This window comes from Pseudoalteromonas sp. 4NS20-0020 (assembly GCF_057554385.1).
The window spans coordinates 323,026-343,218 of sequence record NZ_BAAJMI010000001.1 but is presented as its reverse complement, the minus strand read 5'-3'; the positions used below and the strand labels follow the sequence as shown (position 1 = coordinate 343,218).

General features: G+C 37.1%; 19 protein-coding genes. 11 read left to right on the top strand and 8 right to left on the bottom strand.

Annotated features, from left to right (window positions below):
- Window positions 1–38 precede the first annotated feature (38 nt).
- The 5 genes from AC27JL_RS01555 to AC27JL_RS01535 all read left to right on the top strand — a co-directional run bounded on the left by AC27JL_RS01555 (window position 39) and on the right by AC27JL_RS01535 (window position 4,374).
- Window positions 39–617: a hypothetical protein gene (locus AC27JL_RS01555; protein ID WP_010555722.1), complete on the top strand. Its 579-nt coding sequence runs from the start codon at window positions 39–41 to the stop codon at window positions 615–617.
- A gap of 69 nt (window positions 618–686) precedes the next feature.
- The gene (locus AC27JL_RS01550) at window positions 687–1,463 is read left to right on the top strand and encodes an ETEC_3214 domain-containing protein (protein WP_487194634.1); all 777 of its coding nucleotides are present in this window, start codon (window positions 687–689) and stop codon (window positions 1,461–1,463) included.
- 13 nt (window positions 1,464–1,476) lie between these two features.
- The gene (locus AC27JL_RS01545) at window positions 1,477–2,868 is read left to right on the top strand and encodes a transglycosylase SLT domain-containing protein (protein WP_487194633.1); all 1,392 of its coding nucleotides are present in this window, start codon (window positions 1,477–1,479) and stop codon (window positions 2,866–2,868) included.
- Between the two features lie 79 nt (window positions 2,869–2,947).
- Entirely contained in the window at window positions 2,948–3,841 is an 894-nt protein-coding gene (locus tag AC27JL_RS01540; RefSeq protein WP_235591583.1) for a hypothetical protein, read from the top strand.
- The gene (locus AC27JL_RS01535) at window positions 3,838–4,374 is read left to right on the top strand and encodes a hypothetical protein (RefSeq protein ID WP_008128829.1); all 537 of its coding nucleotides are present in this window, start codon (window positions 3,838–3,840) and stop codon (window positions 4,372–4,374) included. The genes AC27JL_RS01540 and AC27JL_RS01535 overlap by 4 nt, the downstream gene beginning before the upstream one ends.
- An 84-nt stretch (window positions 4,375–4,458) precedes the next feature.
- Here the strand turns inward: AC27JL_RS01535 and AC27JL_RS01530 are convergent, their stop codons facing one another.
- Window positions 4,459–5,769: a hypothetical protein gene (locus AC27JL_RS01530; protein ID WP_487194632.1), complete on the bottom strand. Its 1,311-nt coding sequence runs from the start codon at window positions 5,767–5,769 to the stop codon at window positions 4,459–4,461.
- 282 nt (window positions 5,770–6,051) lie between these two features.
- Here AC27JL_RS01530 and AC27JL_RS01525 point away from each other — a divergent pair, with 282 nt between their 5' ends.
- Entirely contained in the window at window positions 6,052–8,040 is a 1,989-nt protein-coding gene (locus tag AC27JL_RS01525) for a methyl-accepting chemotaxis protein (protein WP_487194631.1), read from the top strand.
- Between the two features lie 74 nt (window positions 8,041–8,114).
- Here the strand turns inward: AC27JL_RS01525 and kynU are convergent, their stop codons facing one another.
- Both kynU and AC27JL_RS01515 read right to left on the bottom strand, forming a co-directional pair.
- Complete coding sequence (kynU, locus tag AC27JL_RS01520) at window positions 8,115–9,350, bottom strand: kynureninase (protein ID WP_008128821.1); 1,236 nt, start codon at window positions 9,348–9,350, stop codon at window positions 8,115–8,117.
- The gene (locus AC27JL_RS01515) at window positions 9,347–10,189 is read right to left on the bottom strand and encodes an alpha/beta hydrolase family protein (protein ID WP_487194630.1); all 843 of its coding nucleotides are present in this window, start codon (window positions 10,187–10,189) and stop codon (window positions 9,347–9,349) included. Before AC27JL_RS01515 ends, kynU begins: the two co-directional genes overlap by 4 nt.
- Window positions 10,190–10,552: 363 nt before the next feature.
- Here AC27JL_RS01515 and AC27JL_RS01510 point away from each other — a divergent pair, with 363 nt between their 5' ends.
- Entirely contained in the window at window positions 10,553–10,861 is a 309-nt protein-coding gene (locus AC27JL_RS01510) for a hypothetical protein (protein ID WP_006794804.1), read from the top strand.
- Window positions 10,862–10,912: 51 nt separating this feature from the next.
- On the opposite strand, the gene AC27JL_RS01505 is transcribed toward AC27JL_RS01510, so the two are convergent.
- Window positions 10,913–11,500 carry an acyl carrier protein phosphodiesterase gene (locus AC27JL_RS01505; RefSeq protein WP_475603679.1) on the bottom strand — a complete coding sequence of 196 codons (588 nt, stop codon included), beginning with the start codon at window positions 11,498–11,500 and terminating at the stop codon, window positions 10,913–10,915.
- Window positions 11,501–11,598: 98 nt separating this feature from the next.
- Between AC27JL_RS01505 and AC27JL_RS01500 the strand changes: the two genes are divergently transcribed.
- From AC27JL_RS01500 to AC27JL_RS01490, 3 genes are all read left to right on the top strand, one after another.
- The gene (locus AC27JL_RS01500) at window positions 11,599–12,075 is read left to right on the top strand and encodes a YqhA family protein (RefSeq protein WP_006794802.1); all 477 of its coding nucleotides are present in this window, start codon (window positions 11,599–11,601) and stop codon (window positions 12,073–12,075) included.
- Between the two features lie 197 nt (window positions 12,076–12,272).
- Window positions 12,273–12,518: a DUF4235 domain-containing protein gene (locus AC27JL_RS01495; protein ID WP_039036409.1), complete on the top strand. Its 246-nt coding sequence runs from the start codon at window positions 12,273–12,275 to the stop codon at window positions 12,516–12,518.
- Between the two features lie 347 nt (window positions 12,519–12,865).
- Window positions 12,866–14,014 (top strand): hypothetical protein, encoded by a 1,149-nt coding sequence (locus AC27JL_RS01490; protein WP_487194629.1) that lies wholly within the window; start codon window positions 12,866–12,868, stop codon window positions 14,012–14,014.
- 239 nt (window positions 14,015–14,253) lie between these two features.
- Here the strand turns inward: AC27JL_RS01490 and AC27JL_RS01485 are convergent, their stop codons facing one another.
- Window positions 14,254–15,012 (bottom strand): substrate-binding periplasmic protein, encoded by a 759-nt coding sequence (locus AC27JL_RS01485; protein ID WP_487194627.1) that lies wholly within the window; start codon window positions 15,010–15,012, stop codon window positions 14,254–14,256.
- A gap of 32 nt (window positions 15,013–15,044) precedes the next feature.
- Window positions 15,045–16,019 (bottom strand): transposase, encoded by a 975-nt coding sequence (locus AC27JL_RS01480; RefSeq protein WP_487194626.1) that lies wholly within the window; start codon window positions 16,017–16,019, stop codon window positions 15,045–15,047.
- An 87-nt stretch (window positions 16,020–16,106) separates the two neighbouring features.
- On the opposite strand from AC27JL_RS01480, the gene AC27JL_RS01475 reads away from it, so the two are divergent.
- On the top strand, window positions 16,107–16,910 hold the full coding sequence (locus AC27JL_RS01475) for a serine hydrolase domain-containing protein (RefSeq protein WP_487194849.1): 804 nt from the start codon (window positions 16,107–16,109) through the stop codon (window positions 16,908–16,910).
- A 557-nt stretch (window positions 16,911–17,467) separates the two neighbouring features.
- Here the strand turns inward: AC27JL_RS01475 and AC27JL_RS01470 are convergent.
- A complete protein-coding gene (locus AC27JL_RS01470; protein ID WP_006794795.1) occupies window positions 17,468–17,776 on the bottom strand; it encodes a hypothetical protein in 309 nt (102 codons plus the stop codon).
- A 126-nt stretch (window positions 17,777–17,902) separates the two neighbouring features.
- A complete protein-coding gene (locus tag AC27JL_RS01465) occupies window positions 17,903–20,095 on the bottom strand; it encodes a hypothetical protein (RefSeq protein ID WP_006794794.1) in 2,193 nt (730 codons plus the stop codon).
- Between the last annotated feature and the right edge of the window lie 98 nt (window positions 20,096–20,193).

Sequence of the window (20,193 nt, the reverse complement as noted above, 5' to 3'; positions counted from 1 at the left end):
AAATTTTCACCTAAATTAACTACAAGGTTAGTGACTATATGAAAATATCCCGCACATTATTAACATCTGTTGCCGTTGTTGTTATTGCTGGCTGTAATACAGTTGCAGAAAAAAGCGCAAGTACACCTGTTTCAAATCTACCTGACTGGGTTTTAAACCCTCATGTAAGTGAAGGCATTGCCGCGACAGATTGTGTGAAGTTCTCAGGCAACTTATCTATTGATAAAAAACTCGCAACAGCAAACAGTCGTCTAGCGCTAGCACAACAAATAGAAACACGTATTGAAGGGCTTGAAAAAACATATAGCAATCGTACAGACGCAAACGACGATACTACTGTTGGTACAAGCTTTAGTTCTGTTTCAAAGCAACTAACCAAGCAAAAATTGCAGGGCTCTAGGCTAATAAAATCGGATATTGTTAATATATCTGGAAAAGATCATTTTTGTGTACTTACAGCCCTTGAACCAAATCAAACAAAATCCTTATTCAATGACATTCTTAAACAAAGTCAACGAACGATAAACCCCGCTGACGAAAAGTTTTTGTATCAAGAATTCAAAGCCAAAAAAGCCGAAAACGACCTAGATCAAGAAATAAAAAAACTAACCAATTAATTGAATAGTTGTCGGTCAAAAAACTTCACCAAATTACTATGCGTGAAGTTTTCTATTATAAGTAAAAATATGACAGAAAATAATAATCAAACATCAACCTGGAAAAAAGTACAAAGCTCTATCTTAATGATAGCCGCTATATTGATTTCTATTGGACAGTGGGGTGATACAAAAGATGTTCTTAAAAGTGCTTACTCTGCGTTCGTAGAGAACTTTACACATAAAGTTCAGTATAAGCAGATAGATAAAGTTAACATAGGTAATAGCATCGCTTACATCAAAACATTTCTAGGGGAGCCTAACGCAGTAAAAAGGTCACGAATAGATATTGATGTTGAGTTTTACTATTACATTAGAAAAAAGTTTATCTTTACAATCATCACCTCTGACAAGCGTATTAATGGTTACTCCGTAGTGTCACGTATTTCAGATTTTTCTCCTGAGATACCTTTCTCGGGCCCACTGGGCGAATCAACTATTTTAGAGAAAAATTCAAGTGAATTTGAATACAGCTTTGACAATCGTAACTTGACTTATTATCTAGAATCTCAAAATCTTGGTAAAGAAAAAATGTTTCTTTCTTTATCCAAAGGGTTTATTGGCTACGCCGCAGTTCCTGGCTCCGTAAAAGTACCAGAGAAGTATTTAGCAACAATAAAAACAAGTATTAACACGATGGATTCTTTGGCTACCTATTCAGATAACCTTAATGAGTTGAAAAAGGAAGTTGAATCATTACGAGCGAAGATAAAGCCCAACTATTATGCAGTCAGTGAATTAGAGAGCAAAATTGTTGCAGAGTCTTTACTCACCCGATTTGAGTACCAAACATTAACAAAAAGTTGATAAAGGTTTTTTTATGAGTTTATTCAAACTTAATTTATATGTACCACTATTTACCACCTTAATGCTAAATGTAACGGAAGTTTCAGCTCAACAAACAAATGATCCATTTGAGCAACTAGAGCAAGAAATGGCCGTTTTAGAAAAGGAAGGCAGCGCAGAAGAACTAAAAGAGTTTAACGACTGGAAAGAAACCTACTTATCTGAATATCAAGATTTTAGACGCAAACATTTTAAAAAACTTGATGATATACGCGACAAACTCATTAACACGTGGGGTGAAACAGATCCTCTGCTTTCTAGTCAAACGACCTACTATAGCCCTGATAACAAAGCAAAAACCACTATTGACTATGAGAATGACCAGATAAGTATTAGTATTTTGCACAACGAGCAAGAACATGTTTCTACAAAAGATATCAGTAACGCTCTAAAAAGTGCGTTAAATGCTAATGCAGTGGTAGCGAGCAAAATAAATAGCACTTCATTTAAGATACTTAAAAAAAATATAGAAAATATCTCTCCCGTTGAAACGCCGGTTGAAGTGATTGCACAGCCTGAAGCATTGATAGAAAAAGAAATTAATAAAATAAATAAGCAAACTATTGAAGCTCGCCAACAAGTTGAAAAAGTGTTTGATATGTCTTTACAAGTATCATCACCTGTTCAGCTAGATAGCGAAAATTTACTCGCTAAAAAGAAATTGACTGCAGAAATAGCAAAAATAGAATCAGAAAAAACACAGCGTATAAAAAGCTTAAAAGCGTCGCAAGTAGGAGCTAACGCGATGCAACAAAGAGAAAAGCTAAAAAATAAACGAGTTACCACCTACACCATACCGCTTGCCCATCGCAGTTTTATAAAAAAAGCAGCCCCCTATAAAAATATCGTTAGTAAGCATAGTAAGCATTGGCGGTTGCCCGAGAGTTTGCTTTTTTCGATTATCCATACTGAAAGTCACTTTAATACTCAAGCAGAATCTCCAATCCCCGCCTTTGGTTTAATGCAGATTGTGCCTATAAGTGCAGGAGCTGATGTTAATCTTTTTTTACATAAGAAAAAGAACATCATGAGCAAGGAGTATTTATTCAACCCAAAGAATAATATTGAAACAGGTGTTGCATATATGCACCTTTTAAACACACGCTATTTGGCTAAAATAAGTAATCAGCAAAGTCGGTTTTATTGCATGATTGCAGCTTACAACACCGGTGCAGGGAATGTAGCTAAAGCCTTTAACACCGATAACTCAAGAAATATCAATAAAGCTTCTAACATAATAAATAAAATGACGCCTGAAGAGGTCTATAACAAGCTTATTAGAGACCTTCCATACGAAGAAACAAAAAAGTATTTACAAAAGGTGCTAGAGCGTCAACCTATTTATAAGTCTATGGACCAAATTTAAAACCACTTATCGGGTGATTAATTGCCTTTCCAGCAAAAAAGGCGTTAGTTTCACATTCAACATGGAAATGGAAAAAGCGATGCTAAATATTAAAAAAACATTCACACATTCATTATACTTTTTTAGTTTATTGGCTGTACTTACTGGCTGCGCTTCAAAAGTTGAAATTGATTCAACAATGAATATGCCTAGTAAGTCAGGCCTTGCTCTTGATCATATTGCTGTAGTTGGTTTTAACGGCGATAAATATAACATTAAGGGAAATGCGCTTTCGGCAAAAATAAAATCTAAATTAATGAGACATGGATATGTAAAGGTACATGCCAATTCCCCCTATAAGCTGGTTGGTGAAATCTCACCATCTCGAGTAGAGCGTAATTCATGGAGTGAAAAGCATGAAGGAAAAAAAGAAACGTGGTACAGCTATCATGCATCGGTTAAACAAACTTTAACCCTAACTTATTACGTTATTTATGGCCAGCAAACACTAAATAGTGCATCTGAAACATTTACTTACAGTAAAGAAAAAAGCTCAAGCGAAAATAGAAGTAAAGCAAAAGATAAGCTCCGGACCGACTCTGAAGTTGCTGACTTTTTAATAGAAAAGGCGGCTGACTTTGTTGTTAAACAGGTTTCCCCATATCGTTCTTTAGTAAAACTTAATTACCTAAATGGGGAAGATGAAAATATTGATTTAGGTATAGAGTATGTAAAAAAAGACCGTTTAAGCCAAGCTTTTAGTATTTTTGAACAAGTTGCTCAAAATAGTAATTCAATTGAAGATCAAGCCATAGCCCTTCACAACCAAGGTTTAATAAAATTAATGCAGGGCAAACATACAGAAGCTTATGACTTAATGACAAAAGCGAATCTTATTGATCCTAGAAACTTTGATATTCTTGATTCAATAAAAGAGGTGGAAGACTACAAAGTATTAAGTGATGCGCATAAAAAACAAAGAGGCCTAAAATGAAAATATTACCGCTAATCCTAATTACTTTTTTAGCGGGGTGTGCTTCCAGTAAAAATAATGAATACGACATCGTTATTCCTTTAGCTGAAAGCAATAAAATAAAACCTCAGCAAACCGAAAAATCGAGTGGTAGCTTTAAAATACATTACAAAAAAGATATTAATAATAACCCTATTGTTAAAACATTAAACAGATCTACCACGGTGATGGGTAATGATGAGGAAACTGTAAAAAGCTTAAGAGAACGCGCCAAAAAAGAAATAGTTCAACTAGCTACAGAGGAAGTAAACGGTGTTGTTATTGCTTCAACATCGAAGACTAATACGACTGTTATTAATGTTGACTCAAACAAAAGTAACACACGCTATTCAAGACAGGATTTTTCTGAAAAGGCCGTCGCACAAACAGCTGGAATTGCACAAGTAAAAAACTTGCAATGCCAAACACTACCAACTAAAGCAAGTAACTTAACAGTAACGTGCAGTGCTGATGTTACGGTACACCTAATTGAGAATATTGATTTTACCCAATAAACTTTTTACGTCGACCGAAAGCTAAAACATTATTTTTAAAAGGCCACAAGTGTGGCCTTTTTAATACAAAACCAAACGCAATGACTAATATATTTCAGCACTTACAAATGTATATACATAATTACTAAACTCTGGCTTAGTTAAATGCCCACCTTCAGACATCGTATCTAAAAGTTTTGCATAACTGTTTGCATCGGTTGCATTACCAGCATAGCCATAAAGTAATACCGTTAACTCTTCTAAAATGACCTCATCGGTGGGTTCAGGGAACACACTACCAAAAGACAAATCTGGAATTTGACCACTTATGCCCGCTTTTATTGTCCAATCAAATCGGCTTTCAGCAGAATCATCAACTAAAAAGCTGTAACCCCATATTGTGCGAGCAAACCGATTGTCAACATTACCAAAGTCAAAACTTGAATCATTGTTTTCAGCAAATTGAAGTAAACTAAATCCTAAATCGTCAGTAACGATCGGAAGTGTGGTCAGCTGATAATCACCAATAGTATCTACTGCGCTTCGGGCATAGCTTTGAAACTCAACATCAACACCATCTACATTCATAAGGTCTGACATAAAATCAAGTTGCACATAAAAATTATGCTCAGTCACTGTTGGGAATACAAAAAGCGTGTTTGATATTTCAGAACCACTATATTGAACAAACCTATACGTATTATCAGCTTCTATATAACCTCGAGTACTAGCATAATCAGCATCAATATCTAATTGAACAGGAACTTCAACACCGTCATGAATAAAATCTTCATCTGTTAGGGTAATAACTGATGAGTTTACCGGTATATCAATAACGGCAGCTTTTGCATCAACTGAGTAACTAGAAAGCGCCGTTATATAAAGCTTATTATCATTTGGGCAAATATTTACAGACCCCGAAACTTCGTTACCTTGTGATTGATATATTGTGTAATCAGACGCAATCGTACTTAGCGCTGTTGTATCAACACTATATTCAGTACATCCACAATCACCTGTGAAGTCATTAAAATAAAAGGTGCCTAAATTAGTTCTATTTTCTATGTTAAGCTCAGTGATAATTTGCTTATAACCACCGTCTTCTTCATCAAACACATCACCTAATACTGATACATGCTTGGTGCCTGAGGGTAACTCACCTGAAAATTTACCTTCTGCATCGGTTTTAACAGAACCGATAGCATCACCATCATCACTATGAAAAACAACATCTGCTTGATACGCAGAATCAGCCCCGCATTCGCGAGTTAATGTTTGTAAAGCAATAGTTTGAAGTTGGGCTGTGTCGCCACCGCTTGACGAGCCGCCAGAGCTACTTTCTGATGAAGAGCCACCACATGCGCTAAGCGTTAAAGAAAGTGTAATAGCAAGCGGGGTAAGTATAAATTTATTCATTTTAATTAGTCCGTTAAATTGGTTCACCTACCATTATCTCAACTTAGCAAAAGCAATAACAAGGTAACCACCACCAAAACGGTTACAAAATTGCAATAATTTGTAAACAAGCCGCGATTAAGTACCTCACACATAACACCATTTACTAAATTAACTCACTTGTTCAAGTGAATTTATTAAAAACTACACTACGCTTTATGTATTAAATAGTTAATGACTATTTATTTGCTTAACCCTTGTTTAGCCAAAATACCGAGATAAATACACAACAGGACTGACCTTATGAATCGCTTACTTGGCCGACTATCTATCATTCAGCTCTCTTTGTTAACATCAATCATATTAATGGTTTTTATTTTTATATTGCTGATACAAAACATAGCGAATAAATGGCAGGAGTCGCAGACACTGCAGCAAGATATTGCATTAATTAGCTTGTTAGATGCACTGGAAAAAGTGGCACATAACCATGCTGTAGAGCGAGGGTTAACTGCAGGCTTTTTAGGAAGTGGTTCAGCCGAGGCTAAAAACAAAGTGCTCGCGCAACGCCAAAAGGCAGATACCTCAATACAACATTTAAAGTCGGTAAGTGATCAACTAACTAAAAATTCTACAAAGATCTCTAAAAATTTAAGTATTCTTTTTGACCACAATGCAAAAAAAGCAGCATTACGCACTCAAGTTGATAAACAAGCAGCCCCTGGTGCCTTCGCGTTTTACAGTAAATTAAATCAAATTGCACTCAATGTAGCTGCTAACCTGAGTAGCCAAATAAAGCACCCGGTATTATCTAAAGATCTAAACATTGCTTTTTTGCTCGCGCAATACAAAGAACGTTTGGGCCAAAATAGGGGAAAAATAAATGGCACTTTAGCTAAAAAGCAATTAACGAGTGTTACACAGCAAAATATTGCCTTATACAATTCAGAAATCGATTTGCTCAATCAATATTTAATAGCTAATTTGCAAGGCCAACAATTACAAAGCTTTAACAGCATTATACAAAGTGCTGACTCACGTAAAATTAATGCAATAACAAACACATTGCTCAACACAGAATCGCCTAACTTTACAGCTTTGCCGGCAGCCTCTGTGTGGTTTCCTATGGCAACACAACAAATAACTCAAATTAAAAAAGTACTAGACAGCCAATGGAGTACTGTTGACAAAGATGGCCTTGAACTAAAAGAAGCGGCCGATACAACGCTTACACTCACTATTATCTACTTTTTGGTTACACTTGTGATCATCGCATACTTAAACTTTCATTTATTAAGTACTCTCAAAAAGGAATTAAGCCAACTAACGTCACTTTTACTTAAAGCCGAAAAAGGCGACCTAACAATAGATATAAGGCTCAAAAGTAAAGATGAACTCGGCGAAATATCAAATGCTATCCACAATACTATTTTCGCTTTTAAAGACCTGCTATTAGGGCTCGACCACTCAATAAATTCGGGCTCAAAACTCAGTGACGATATGAGTAATGCAACAAAAACAGTCCTTGATGATTCAAACAAAACATTGGCTATGGCGAGTAATATAGCCACCGCAATAGAAGAAATGGCCGCAACAAGCCGCGAAATAGCAGGCTCAGCTTCTGAAACTCTCAGCTCTAGTGACGAGTTAAACAAACAAGCCAATCTGTTGATAGAAGATAACAAACTCAGCCAAAGCTCAATTACTGAGCTTGCAACGGGGATGTCTGACGTAGAAGAAGTGGTAAGTAAAATGGATCAGCAGGTAGCGAGCATATCGTCCATTTTAGATTCAATTAGTAGCATTGCCGAGCAAACTAATTTACTCGCGCTCAATGCCGCTATTGAAGCAGCAAGAGCAGGTGAGCATGGTAGAGGGTTTGCCGTTGTTGCCGACGAAGTAAGAAGCCTTGCAGGAAACAGTAAAGAATCATCAGAAAAAATTTCGTCTTTGCTCGGCGAGTTACAGTCTATCAGCGACCAAGTAGTTAGCTCAATTGTAGCAAGTACTAAATTATCAAAAGCCACTTTAGAGCGATTTGATCAAGCAAGAGCGGTATCCGAGCAAGTACATGCACAAAGTAAAGTACTCGAAAACTTAGCCATGAACGTGTCATCAGCCGCAGAACAACAGTCTGCAGTTGCGTCAAATATAGCAGTGGATGCTGCAAGCGTATTTGAATACGCCAACCACGAAGTTGAAGCAGCACGTAAGCAAGAAGAAATATTTAATGAAATGCGACTAAACACTGAAACCCTGCAACACACAATGAAAAACTTTAAGTTTCAATAGTTAATAGCAACCTTGTAATACAGCTAGAGGCTAATTGCTTAAGCAAAATAAACCAAAGCAATTAGCCCGCTTTATTAAGTTACTTTACCCGCCAAGTTAAACCGTGGCTCGGCGTATAACTTTGTTGTAACTACATCAACTAACGTATTTACCGCGTTCCACACATCTTCAAACGAGGTGTACAAAGGCGTAAAACCAAACCGTAAAATATTAGGCGCTCTAAAATCAGCAATAACGCCTTTTTCTATTAATGCTTGGCAAATAGCAAATGCGTGATTATGCGAAAAAGCCAATTGGCTTCCGCGTTGGATTGAATCTTCAGTAGAGCTTAAGCGCAAATCAGCCAAGCTAGCATGCGAATGCACTAAAGCAATAAACACATCGGCTAAAGCAATCGACTTAGCCCTCACATCGCTTATTTTTACGCTTTCCCACACATCAAGTGCAGCGTCTAACGCACTCATAGCAATCACACTTGGCGTACCACATAAATACTGATTAATACTTGCTGCACACTCGTATTGAGCATCAAACGCGAATGGCTTTGCATGCCCCATCCAACCACTCAATGGCTGTTTAACGGCACTTTGGTGGCGCTTGGCAACGTATAAAAAGGCAGGTGAGCCAGGACCACCATTTAAATATTTGTAGCCACAGCCTACTGCAAAATCAACGTTGCATTTATCCAGCTCAACCGGCAATGCACCTGCACTGTGTGCTAAATCCCATATTACTAAAATACCTTTTTTATGGGCAAGCTCAGTAAGCTTTTGCATATTCAAAAGCTTACCAGTTCTAAAGTTAACTTGGGTAAGTAACAATACCGCTATATCGTCAGTCAAGTTTTGTTCAATATATTGCTCTTCAACTAGTTTTAATTGACATAAGTCAGTACCTAATAAATCGCTTAAACCTTGCACCATGTATAAATCGGTCGGAAAATTATCTTGTGTCGACAACACTTTACTACGGCCAGTGTTTAACATAAGCGCGCTGCTTAAAAGCTTAAATAAGTTTATTGAAATCGAATCACAACAAATTACTTGGCCTTTTTCAGCACCAATTATGGGCGCTATTTTTTCGCCAACCTGTGTAGGTAAATCAATCCATTGGTGATCATTCCAGCTCCTAATTAAATGACTCCCCCACTGCTCGCTCACTACTTGCGCCACTCTGGTTTTAACCGCTTTAGGTAAAGCACCTAGCGAGTTACCATCTAAATAAATAGTGTTTGCGGGTAAATCAAATTCATCACGCTTGCCTGCCAATACATCAGCTTTATCAAGCGCTACAATATCATCAAAATTCATTTATCGATTCCGTTTAAATGTTTAACTAAGGTGCTAAAAGCAGCAGAACCTGGGTGTATCCAATCAAAATGCCCCACCCCTTCGAGTAAATCTACTGGTCGATTAAGCTGTTCTAAATTATACGCAGGAACAATACTGTCATTCGCACCTTGTAAAATAATGCTTTGTTGATGCAATGGTTGCTCACTTGGGTTGGCCTGAGTGTATTCTTTAGGTTTATCGCTTGGCATACCTTGCATAAAATCTTTAGTGACTTTTTGGCAGCTATTTGTACCTGCCGCATAGGCTTTAATATCGGTAATGGGGGCAAGGCCAATGACGCCTTTTAATTCACTCATTTGCCCACCCGCTAGTAACGCTAAATGACCACCAGCCGAGTGCCCAATAACTACTGTATTATTCAATTTAAATTCGCCACTGTTGTAGGCACTGGATGCTAAAATACCAGCTTTAATATCGTCAAAAGTTACAGGCCAGCCGCCACCGCTTTTACCACTGCGGCGATATTCCACCGACCACACATTAAATCCTGCTTGTGCTAAGCCTGTGCTTAATGCATAGCTGTGTTTTATATCGTATGCACTTAGCCAACAGCCACCATGTAGCAATACAACTAACGGCTTTGATGTACTTTGCTCAGCTTGCGTGGCGCGCCACAGTAATGCAAATTGTGATTCATCACTCCCGTAAGGTACTTTTTCATTAGCATTTACAAAACTAAGCGACGCTACTTTAGAGTAAGCAACATTGTTTTCAACAACAGGAAACTCAATGTTGTTAGTAGTCGTACACCCGCTTAAAAACCACATACCTAAAAGTAAAACAACCATATTTTTCACAACACAACTTCCTTTTTAAATTTAAAAAACAACGCCTTTATACATATTAAAGCTGCCACCATAGCGTTACGTTTAACTTGCGTTATCACGTCACCTAATCATTAATTAATAACACTTTAGTGGCTGCAATTATTATTGTTATACACAAAACAGGTGTAATTAATGACCATTGTTTACGTGTTTACCCCACTTTACAAAGCAGCGCCAAGTTAACCATGCTAAAAGCAGCGAGTAAAGTTACTGCGTTTAAGCTTATATTTATACCTAAATTATTATTAACTTAGCTTTAAGGTGTTGGCCATTAAAAGCTTATGTATAATGACTCACTCTGGCTATTATTATGCCCTCAAGTGGAACACTACAATGAAAAAACTATCTAAAGTGCAAGAAAAACAACAAGCGCTTGTGCTTAACGTTGCCGATAAAATAGAAGAGCAAGGCCGAGCCGAACTACCCGGTATGCTGCAATGTTGGTTTGACGTGGAGTATCACTTATTCCCGGGCTCGTTACTTATGTGCTTTCAGTTTGAAAACCAGCAAACCCTCGATGCTGCCGAGCCTGACATATTAAAATGGCAAAAACGATTAAGCGGCGCAATGCTTAAAAAAGGCGTTATTTTAAAAGATATGCGAAAGCATCTAAAATTTACCTTAAACGGCCCAGACGACTAAACAGCATTAACAAAAACCTTTGCCTGTAATTACAAATAAAGCACTCTAGGCTCAAGTGCGTTCAGTATTAAACTCTTTTACATGCGCTATTAATTCTGGAAAAAACGCTAAAAAAGCGGCATCTAATTGGTTGTAATGGCGCTTTATATCTTCAGCAGCGCCAGTAAATTGGTTGGCAAAACGAATACGATCAGCAATATTATCCAACGCATCCCCCACACCATTAATGGTTTCGTAATCTTTAAACCAATCGTGTTTAGTTATGCTAGTAACAACCCGCTGCATACGCGGCGGCATGTGCGCTAACCGCTGATTTAAAAGCCCAAAACTGTTACGTTTAAAATCACTCAAGGGCTGATCATTAAACTGTTGCCAATGCATAATTAAAAAGTGGTCAAACACAACATCTACTGCCACACCAGCAAAGCGCCTGCGCATTGGTGAAAAGTACTGTTTAGCTTCTTTAACAATTGGGTGAGAGTCGGTAAATTTATCAACTAAATAGTGATTACTAAGCGCATTTTTTACAGGCTCACTCAGTTGCGCCACATGCCTGTGGCCACCAAAATCGCCCAATAAGTTTCCAAAATGAGAATCAGCCGTTGGCTTTGCAAAATAAAGATGGGCTAAGTAATTCAATATGTTCTCGCGTTAGTTACTCTGTTTAAATAGTAACTTAGGGATCTAACATATACTATGCTTCGTATAAGTTACGTCTAATTATAAAGTTGAGCAGCATGGAAAATATATTCCAAACCAGTCGTTTTTTAGTTGTCATCGCGGTTATTACCGCAGCATTATCATCGCTTCTTGTTTATGTTTCGTGTATTAATATTGTTTTTAATATAGTGGTTTCAACCATTCTCGACCTACCAGATTCTGCAAAAGCAGGTAAAGCCCTCATAGTTGAACTACTTAAAATTCTCGATTTACTATTAATCGGTATTACCCTGCAAGTAATTGCCATTAGCTTATACCGCTTATTCATATCGCCTGCTAAATCAAAAGAAAGTAAGTTTTTAGCCGCTTTTAATATTAAAGACTTTCACGATCTAAAAATAACCCTCGTACAAGTAACCTCAGTTGTTCTTGTCATACTATTTTTAGAGCATGCAGTTGAATTTGGCGGCACAATAGAAACCCTGTACTTAGGAATAGCCATTGCAATTGTTATAGCTGCCTCAACATTTGCATGGCGTTCAATGAAAGACTAGCTATAAATAGTTTTATAAATAATTTTAATTCGCCAAATTACAAATCAGTGGATTACAGTGCCACGTGCTCTTACATTCAAATTACGGCTTAAGTTAGGCTGCTTCCTTTTCGGTATATAAATTGCTGTTACGCATGTTCATACTTTAAAAATTAAACATAAATAACGTCTATTTATATTTAGCAAAAGGAGAACATTATGAGTAATAAACAACTAATTACGACAATAGGTATAGGTCTCGCCGCTGCATCTGCCGGTATGTTAACAAGGAAAACTTTACAAAAATCATGGGAAAAGGTTACCAACGAACCAGCCCCAAAAGACAAGCCAAGCGAAAATACAGATCTTAAAGAAGCAGTAACTTGGGCGGTAGTTTCAGGCATTGGAGCCGGCGCAGCAAGAATGGCAGTTCGTTATATTCTCGACAAACGTCAATCCAAATAAGTTTTAAATTAATGCCTCTTGTAATATTAGTGTTTACTAGAGGTTTAACCTTCCTATCACTCCACCAGCCACAATTACCTCGAACAATATAGATATGAACGTTCTCTATATTCCTGTAATAGACCGTGTACGATTCCCCATATAATTTGCATAACCTGAGTAGAAGGTAACCATCACAATTACTTTCTTATAAAAAAGACTCAATGCTAGCTTTATAAATCCAGTAACCTAAGTGAGTTAATCGCAAAAGCAAATATCAGTCGATTCAACGTTAATGGGTTGCTCTAAATTAGCAATCGTAGGATAGTAAATTACATATAAAACAATAGCCTTATATTAGGAATATTATGATCAAAGTATTATTAGCGACCAGCTTAATCGCCTCTTCATTCGCTGCTTTAAGTAATCCTTTAACTGTTGAAGAACAGCGTATCAACAAAGCCCAATTAGCAATGCCCAATGTTTTAAAAGCATTTACCCCACAAATATCAAGTTTTGAGCAGCAATTTAAAGAGCTTAACAACTTTAAAAGTGCAAAAACATTAGTTCAACGCTTTAGCTTTGAACTGTGGGAAAACGCCAAGCAACGCATAATAAATACCAATAACTACGACGACCGAGAGCTCTACTGGGCACGCCTGCTTTCAAGCAAAGTAATACGCACAACATCGCCTAAATTTTCAATTACGCAGGCTCAACTCAATACGTTACTAACCCTACTAGAGGACGGCAGCAGAGGCCGCACCGACCTTACTTTTTCATCAGGCAGCACTAAAAAAATATTACTTACAGGCTTTGACCCATTTTTACTCGATAGAAACATAAACCAAAGTAACCCCTCAGGTGTTGCAGCGTTATTACTCGACGGCCAAGTTATTAATTACAACGGCATAAGTGCAGAAATTAACACCGTTATGGTGCCTGTGCGCTACGAAGACTTCGATCAAGGCATAATAGAATCGCTACTTGCCCCCTATTACGCACTTAATTATGTAGACATGGTAGTCACCGTAAGTATGGGCAGAACAGAATTTGATTTAGAGCACTTTCCGGGTAAACGCCGTAGTGTAACCGCCCCCGATAACGCTAATATTGTGTATGGCGGAACGCAAACAAGCCCAGTAATACCAAAACTTAATGGCCGACCACTCCCAGGCAACGAGTTTGTAAAATTTAGCTTGCCTGTAAATTACATGCAAAACGCCAAAGGCCCCTATAAAGTTATCGACAATCGTGAAGTCACCACGCTTGAAAAAACCTATAAAGCGGGTTCGTATGGCGAGCTAAAAAACAGTATTGCGGTTAATGGCGGCGGCGGTGGTTACTTGTCTAACGAAATATCGTATCGAAGTATTCGTCTTCGCGATGCGCTTAATTCAAGTATACCTACTGGGCATATTCACACCCCACGTATACAACAATTCGAACCCGAAACAGAAGCTAAAATAGTAAACCAAATAAAGGCAATGCTAGAACAAAGCCTAGTCGCGCTATAAGTTATAAAAATAAGTTTAAGCGCGTAAAAAAGGGCAATATTATTGCCCTTTTTATAACTAGCTAAAAATTGCTTTTGGGTCGTTAAAAAGAAAAATATTTTTTATTAGCTTCAAAATCAACTCTTACATCAACAGGACGGTTAAATAGAGTTACTAATAACAAGTTTTACATTTTTACTCATTAAACAGCAGAAAACTGACCCAACGGGGCGTTCTTAAAAACACATAAAATATAATTACTATTTATCAAGGCTAGGCAAAAACATACTTTCAGGTACTTTATTTTTAGTCATAACGTCATGGTATGTACCATCGCTTATACCTAAATCAATCGCTTTATTCACTACAGCCATAGCTTTCAAACTATCAGCAATATCTTTTGCAAACGCAACATGAATTGAACGTTTTTCAATTACATCGGAGTCAAATAATATGTCGTTTTTAAATTCAATTAGCTCAGTGCTCAACAAATACTTGCCATAACTTTCTGACATAATTAGGCGGTCTACCTTTTGGTTAAAAAGCAGTTTAAACCCTTGCTGAGCTGTGGCAACTTCTAACAACTCATAAGTATTGTAGCCAGTTAATATTTTGTCATGCACACCTAAACGCACACCCGCAATAATAGCATGTTCGTCTTTTCTATCCTTATGATAAAAAGCACCAAATACTCCCATTCCAATTGGGTTTGATAAAACCGCCCATTGCTCTCGTCCTGGCAGGTTAGCAGCTAAAAATAGACCGTCAGCTTTTCCTAATTGAGTATAATAGTTCGCTCTAGCCCATGGTAAAATAATGGCGTCTACTTCATATCCTAATTTAGCTAAACTTTGATTTAAAAATTGCCAACTAGCACGATAAATTGGGTAATTCTCCATCAGCATTTTGTCATGATCGTGACCAACCGCAAACGTAATGGTTTTACCCTTTTCACTGGCATTTAACGAGCCAATGCTAAAGCAAAAAATGCAAAGTAAAATAAACACCCTACAAATCATAGTAACCTCTTATTAAAGATCTCATCAAGGGGTCAAATCTTGACTTCAGACATCAAACAACCTCGAAGCTCTTCCCACTGTAATTTAACCTGCTTATTCTCAATAATTAATGCATTTAATCTACCAACAGCTTTTGATATGGCAGAATAGTGTTTAACATTAAAAACATCTGCTAATGCCTGCAAATTTAATCCCGTTAAATCTTGGCACAATTTAATAGCATACCATCGGGGTAAGTTTTTTTCTTTTCGCCCCTTTTTAACCTTTACTATATCATCTACCTCAACATTAAAGTGGTTAGCCAAATAGGTAATTACATCATTCGCTGAATGCCTTTTACTAACAAGCTTACTTTCATTGTTCGATGTTGCAATATAGCCTTTAATGCTTTCAACAAAGTCATCACTGCCTAGCACCGACAATAACTTTTTAGCACCATAAAAAGCGCTTACTTCTTCATTACACTCATATTCAACAAACTGTTTGTACGCAGCATACTTACGCTTTTTACCTTGCAGCGAAAATATAAAATCTCGAACCAACCATTTAGGTGTCGCACCACTTTTAATAAAAGCTGAATAGCTAGACCATTTGTACTTAGCAAGGTCATCTACCAACGGGGTGCTCGTTTCAATTGGGTTGCGGTGAATATACCGGCTAACATGCAATAAGTAGTTATCAGCATCCACCAACACGGCTTTGTATCGGCCCCTGAACAGTGCACCATCTGTGTTATGTGTTCTATTAAAGTATTGAGTGTAAAGGCCGTTAATATGCTTCATGGCCTTGCCTAAATTAGCATCGGGAGTTTTTATTAGCAGATGGTAATGATTGGTCATCAAACAATACGAATGCACTTCAATATTAAACCGAAGGCTTGCCTGCTCAATGCAATATAAAAAATACTTAAAGTCATCATCGCTCAAAAAGGTATTTTCGTGCCCTCTTCCACGATTCATCACATGATAAAACGCATTTTCATACTCTATTCGCAATGGTCTAGACATAGCAATTCACTCCATAAGCAGTAAACTATAAATCTAGATCACTAATGTCCGAAGTCAAGATTTGACCCCTTTGATTTTCTTGGTAAAATAATTGAAGTAGCAAGCGGGCAACCTTATAAGCAGTTCGTTGAACAAAATATTTTTAAAAAACTGGGGATGTCACAAAGTAGCTACGAAGGGCAAGAGCTTGTACCTCACCGCGCAGCTGGATATGAACAAACAGAGCAAGGCTTTATAAACACAAGTTATATTAATATGGATTGGCCCTATGCCGCAGGGGCGCTTATATCTACTTCAACTGACTTAAACATTTGGTTTAGTGCATTATCGTCAGGCAAGCTTATTAGTAAGGCAAGTTATGAGAAGATGGTCAGCCCTTTTAAACTTAACGACGGCAGCTTTTCACCCTACGGATATGGTCTAATTATTAAGCCTTTTAATGATTATACGGTAATTAAGCACACCGGTGGAATAAATGGCTTTTTAGCACATACACGCTACATACCCGAGCAAAAACTATACGTAGCCGTACTCGCTAATTCAAACCATATAAACCCTATTTTTATAAACGAAAAACTCATAGCCAAAACACTAGGTATAGAACTACCAAAGTTTAAAAGCATTGATGTAACAGAGCAGCAATTATTACCTGTTTTAGGTGATTACCGTATTAATAAAAATACTTCTCGCAGTCTAATTTATGAAAATAACGTTTTATATTCTCAGCGCACAGGTGGAAATAAGATAAAGCTAATTCCCATGTCTAAAAATAGTTTTTACTACCCTAATTCAAACAACTATTTAGTCATTGAAAAAAACAGTCAAGGGAAATTAATAATGAAGTATTTTAGTGGGTTATCAACCACTCCCTCTGAGGCAATTAAAATTTAAGATAATTATAATGACGCCTATTCTGATTTATCTATTTTTAATGTCTGAAGTCAAGATTTGACCCCTTTGTTTTTTGAAGGATTAAGCGTGATGCTCGGGTGCGCTGAGAATGTCCAGAGAGGGACCAGCGGCAGCCCCACTTTGGCTGCTGTCGCCAGCGCGACAAAACCTTGAATAAGGTTTCTAATCCCTCAATGAGCCAAAAGCAAACGAAGTATGCGCCAACAATAATTAAATACCTTTTGGGCTGCGCCCAACACGCCAGCAAGCTGTGCGTCTACAATGTTTAAACACACACAAAAAAGCCGTTGCATTGCTGTAACGGCTTTTATAATTTTGATAAATTCCCAAACTATAATGGAACTTACTACCCATTAAAGTTCAAAAATCAGTCTCTTGATCAAAGTTGTTATAGATTGGGAAAATGCAGCTTTTCAGGCCGCATTTTTCGTTATAGAGTTTTTAGTTATAGATTGGGAATTTTAGTATGATCTAATAGCCCCCAATCTAAGCGTGATTATTATAGTTTGGGAGTAACTATTAATAGTAGCTACTCATTATCTATATTTAGGTTTCCTCAAATGCCAACCACTACCTACGGGACACCTATAAGCTTCGAGTTCTCGATTGGAGCGCTCATAGAAATCATCAGCAGAGCTTTCCGCTTCGATAGAACTACCGAAAATTCGCTTTTTTATACCATCACCAGAGACACAATTTTTACAAGTTGTACTGCCGGACTGAGCTATTCGTGTTTGGGCATGATGGCCATCTGATCCAAATTTCAACATTTGGTAGTTAGAATCAATATCAGCTTCTATTTGCCCAATGTGTTTTTTAAATAAATTTTCAGAAAAATTATGCATACGTATACTCCTTGACTGGTCATATTGACCGTAAAGTTTTTACATGGCGGACGGCTAGCGTCAAAGTAAGAGCATCAGGCTCTAGTACACCAAGTTTAGTTATTTAGATTGAAGATAATTAAGAAGTTATGGGTTGCGCATAAGGTTACGTCTAGTTCTTACGGCCTTTTCAGCATTATTTTCATGACCTAATTCAGTTCGCTGACACATAAGAAGCCACCATTCAGCAGCAATAATGCTTCTTTTTATATCTTGAACAGAAGAGTCTTTCTTAGCGTGTCGTCGAACAGCCTTATAACACTCACTGGCAATAGCTCGCACATCCTCATTAGGATCTGATTTTTTAGTGAAGTTGACTGTTTTATGTACTTGTCCATTTAAGTCCAAACCTAATTCAGTAAGAGCTTTTAAGTAACCTTGCCTCCAAACCGAAGATTGTTCTGTTACTTGGCTCGTTTCATATTTATCATCTTTAGCTTTTTCACCTCTACGAAGACGAAGGCGGCTTAGGAAAAATTCAGCTAATTGTTGGGAAAATTGTACATAAAAGTCTTCTTGAAATTGTTTATGCTTAGCTGCTGTAAGATTTCTATGCTCATTTCTTTTTTTTGCACACTGATCTGCTGCTAGTTGTTTTAAAGAGTCGTACCATTTACTAAAACCTTTTCGCTCATACGAATAATCAAACTTTGAAAGAGCCTCATCAGAGAATGGTTCGGTAGACGAGCGCATTAACAGAAGGCGATGTCGTAAAGCTTTATCTGGTGCAGTACGATCTAAAAAACTAAGTAGCCTATCAAGCTTTTGATGGTATGTTTCTAGATGTTCTTTATTCTCTTCTTTTACGATTTCTCCACGTATTATCCCAATGCTTTTATCTATATAGGGAACCATCTTTTCCCGTTCTAGCCTGTCAATGCCAGTAACAGCCCAATCAGGTATTAAAACTTTAGGAAAATCCTTCGAGTCAACCAAGTCGGTAAAAAGCTCATTCCACCAAGCGGCGCATTCTGGATATAAATCTTCAGCTCGACGGCTATTAAAAGGTATTGAACAAGATAAAATTCGAAGTTTACTTTGATAGTCTAATTCTTCTAGAGCGACTAATAATACATTTTTCCATAAGGTGAAATACTTACCATAACCCCATAAATCAACGCTATTCTTTAATTCACCTCGAAGATTACTAGGCTTTGATTCTAGTAACCTTCGAAAATCTTCTTTTATAGAAAACTCAATCCAAGTCGATATCTGTAGCGGTTTCAATTTTAAGCAAAACTCATGATGAGCATTATCTTTACGTCTATATAAATCAATAATGTTTGAGTTGCTGTAGTTATAGTGCCTCTCAAAGTTACGATACTTAAATGAACTAAAGTATCCGTCTAGCTCTTGAGCCCACTGCACATGATCTTCGGATGGAACATTATCTAAATTAGTATTTATATAAAGTAATTCTTGAAGCTTTAGCTTAGTGTTTTCAAGCCATTCATAATTTAAATTTTGAAGTTCATCACTATCTATAAGTTCAAGTGATATTGAATAATCAAGATTAGAGAAGGACTCATTGTAAGTGTATAAAAAATCGGACCACTTATAATTAAATCTACCAGCTTGAGAGTCGTAAGTTATCCATGCCCTTATAAAATCTAAACCACGAATTATATTAGCTGAAGTATTAGTTACAGCTTCACTTTGAGGCCCTTGTACGATGTTTGAAGTCGTTATATAAGTCATAGCATTATATAAGTAATTGCTATCTAGAAACCTTAAATTATTTGATATTTCATCAAAGAAACTCCAAAGCAAGAAAGCCCTATCTCTATTATTCGACAAACATAATGAAGTATCATCAAAAAATGCTTTAGTAAGGCAGTAATCCTTTCCATACAACCATGATGAAAACATTATGTAGCTTCCACATTTATCCATAACGTCATTAAATAATCCAAACAGCGCGTTAGGGTAATAAATGTCAGCTACGTCCTTTAAAAAAGCAATTATTGGCTCATCATCCAAAGGGAGTAGATAATGTCCGTAATGCCTTAAAATACTATTTTCAATAGTTTGCTTTTGAGTCAATAAAATAGAAATGCACTTTGCAGACTCTGATGTATGGGATTGAGTCTCAGCGAGAGCATCTTCAAGAGCTAATACACCTCTAAATACATTCATCCATGTATCTGAAAAGTGTTTAATCATTAAAGTTCTGAAATTGCCGTGTATATCAAACTCATCCAGAGCTTGTATAAAACGTTCTTTAGGGTCGTTTTTTTCATCGAAGGTGATTTTGCCAAAAGGCGCATCAATCCTGCACATAGTATTCTCCAAAAATAATGAAGTTAGGTTTCACATAAAGTATCCGGTATAACCGGTTTGCAGCTGAAACCTCCCGTGCAATAGATAGGGAGCGGAGT

What these genes read in the sequence shown, in the direction of transcription:
- AC27JL_RS01510 (WP_006794804.1), top strand. Translation starts at nt 10,553, where the DNA reads ATGAAAAAACTATCTAAAGTGCAAGAAAAACAACAAGCGCTTGTGCTT.
- AC27JL_RS01490 (WP_487194629.1), top strand. Translation starts at nt 12,866, where the DNA reads ATGATCAAAGTATTATTAGCGACCAGCTTAATCGCCTCTTCATTCGCT.
- AC27JL_RS01480 (WP_487194626.1), bottom strand. Translation starts at nt 16,019, where the DNA reads ATGTCTAGACCATTGCGAATAGAGTATGAAAATGCGTTTTATCATGTG.
- AC27JL_RS01500 (WP_006794802.1), top strand. Translation starts at nt 11,599, where the DNA reads ATGGAAAATATATTCCAAACCAGTCGTTTTTTAGTTGTCATCGCGGTT.
- AC27JL_RS01545 (WP_487194633.1), top strand. Translation starts at nt 1,477, where the DNA reads ATGAGTTTATTCAAACTTAATTTATATGTACCACTATTTACCACCTTA.
- kynU (WP_008128821.1), bottom strand. Translation starts at nt 9,350, where the DNA reads ATGAATTTTGATGATATTGTAGCGCTTGATAAAGCTGATGTATTGGCA.
- AC27JL_RS01530 (WP_487194632.1), bottom strand. Translation starts at nt 5,769, where the DNA reads ATGAATAAATTTATACTTACCCCGCTTGCTATTACACTTTCTTTAACG.
- AC27JL_RS01555 (WP_010555722.1), top strand. Translation starts at nt 39, where the DNA reads ATGAAAATATCCCGCACATTATTAACATCTGTTGCCGTTGTTGTTATT.
- AC27JL_RS01485 (WP_487194627.1), bottom strand. Translation starts at nt 15,012, where the DNA reads ATGATTTGTAGGGTGTTTATTTTACTTTGCATTTTTTGCTTTAGCATT.
- AC27JL_RS01535 (WP_008128829.1), top strand. Translation starts at nt 3,838, where the DNA reads ATGAAAATATTACCGCTAATCCTAATTACTTTTTTAGCGGGGTGTGCT.
- AC27JL_RS01470 (WP_006794795.1), bottom strand. Translation starts at nt 17,776, where the DNA reads ATGCATAATTTTTCTGAAAATTTATTTAAAAAACACATTGGGCAAATA.
- AC27JL_RS01540 (WP_235591583.1), top strand. Translation starts at nt 2,948, where the DNA reads ATGCTAAATATTAAAAAAACATTCACACATTCATTATACTTTTTTAGT.
- AC27JL_RS01550 (WP_487194634.1), top strand. Translation starts at nt 687, where the DNA reads ATGACAGAAAATAATAATCAAACATCAACCTGGAAAAAAGTACAAAGC.
- AC27JL_RS01465 (WP_006794794.1), bottom strand. Translation starts at nt 20,095, where the DNA reads ATGTGCAGGATTGATGCGCCTTTTGGCAAAATCACCTTCGATGAAAAA.
- AC27JL_RS01525 (WP_487194631.1), top strand. Translation starts at nt 6,052, where the DNA reads ATGAATCGCTTACTTGGCCGACTATCTATCATTCAGCTCTCTTTGTTA.
- AC27JL_RS01495 (WP_039036409.1), top strand. Translation starts at nt 12,273, where the DNA reads ATGAGTAATAAACAACTAATTACGACAATAGGTATAGGTCTCGCCGCT.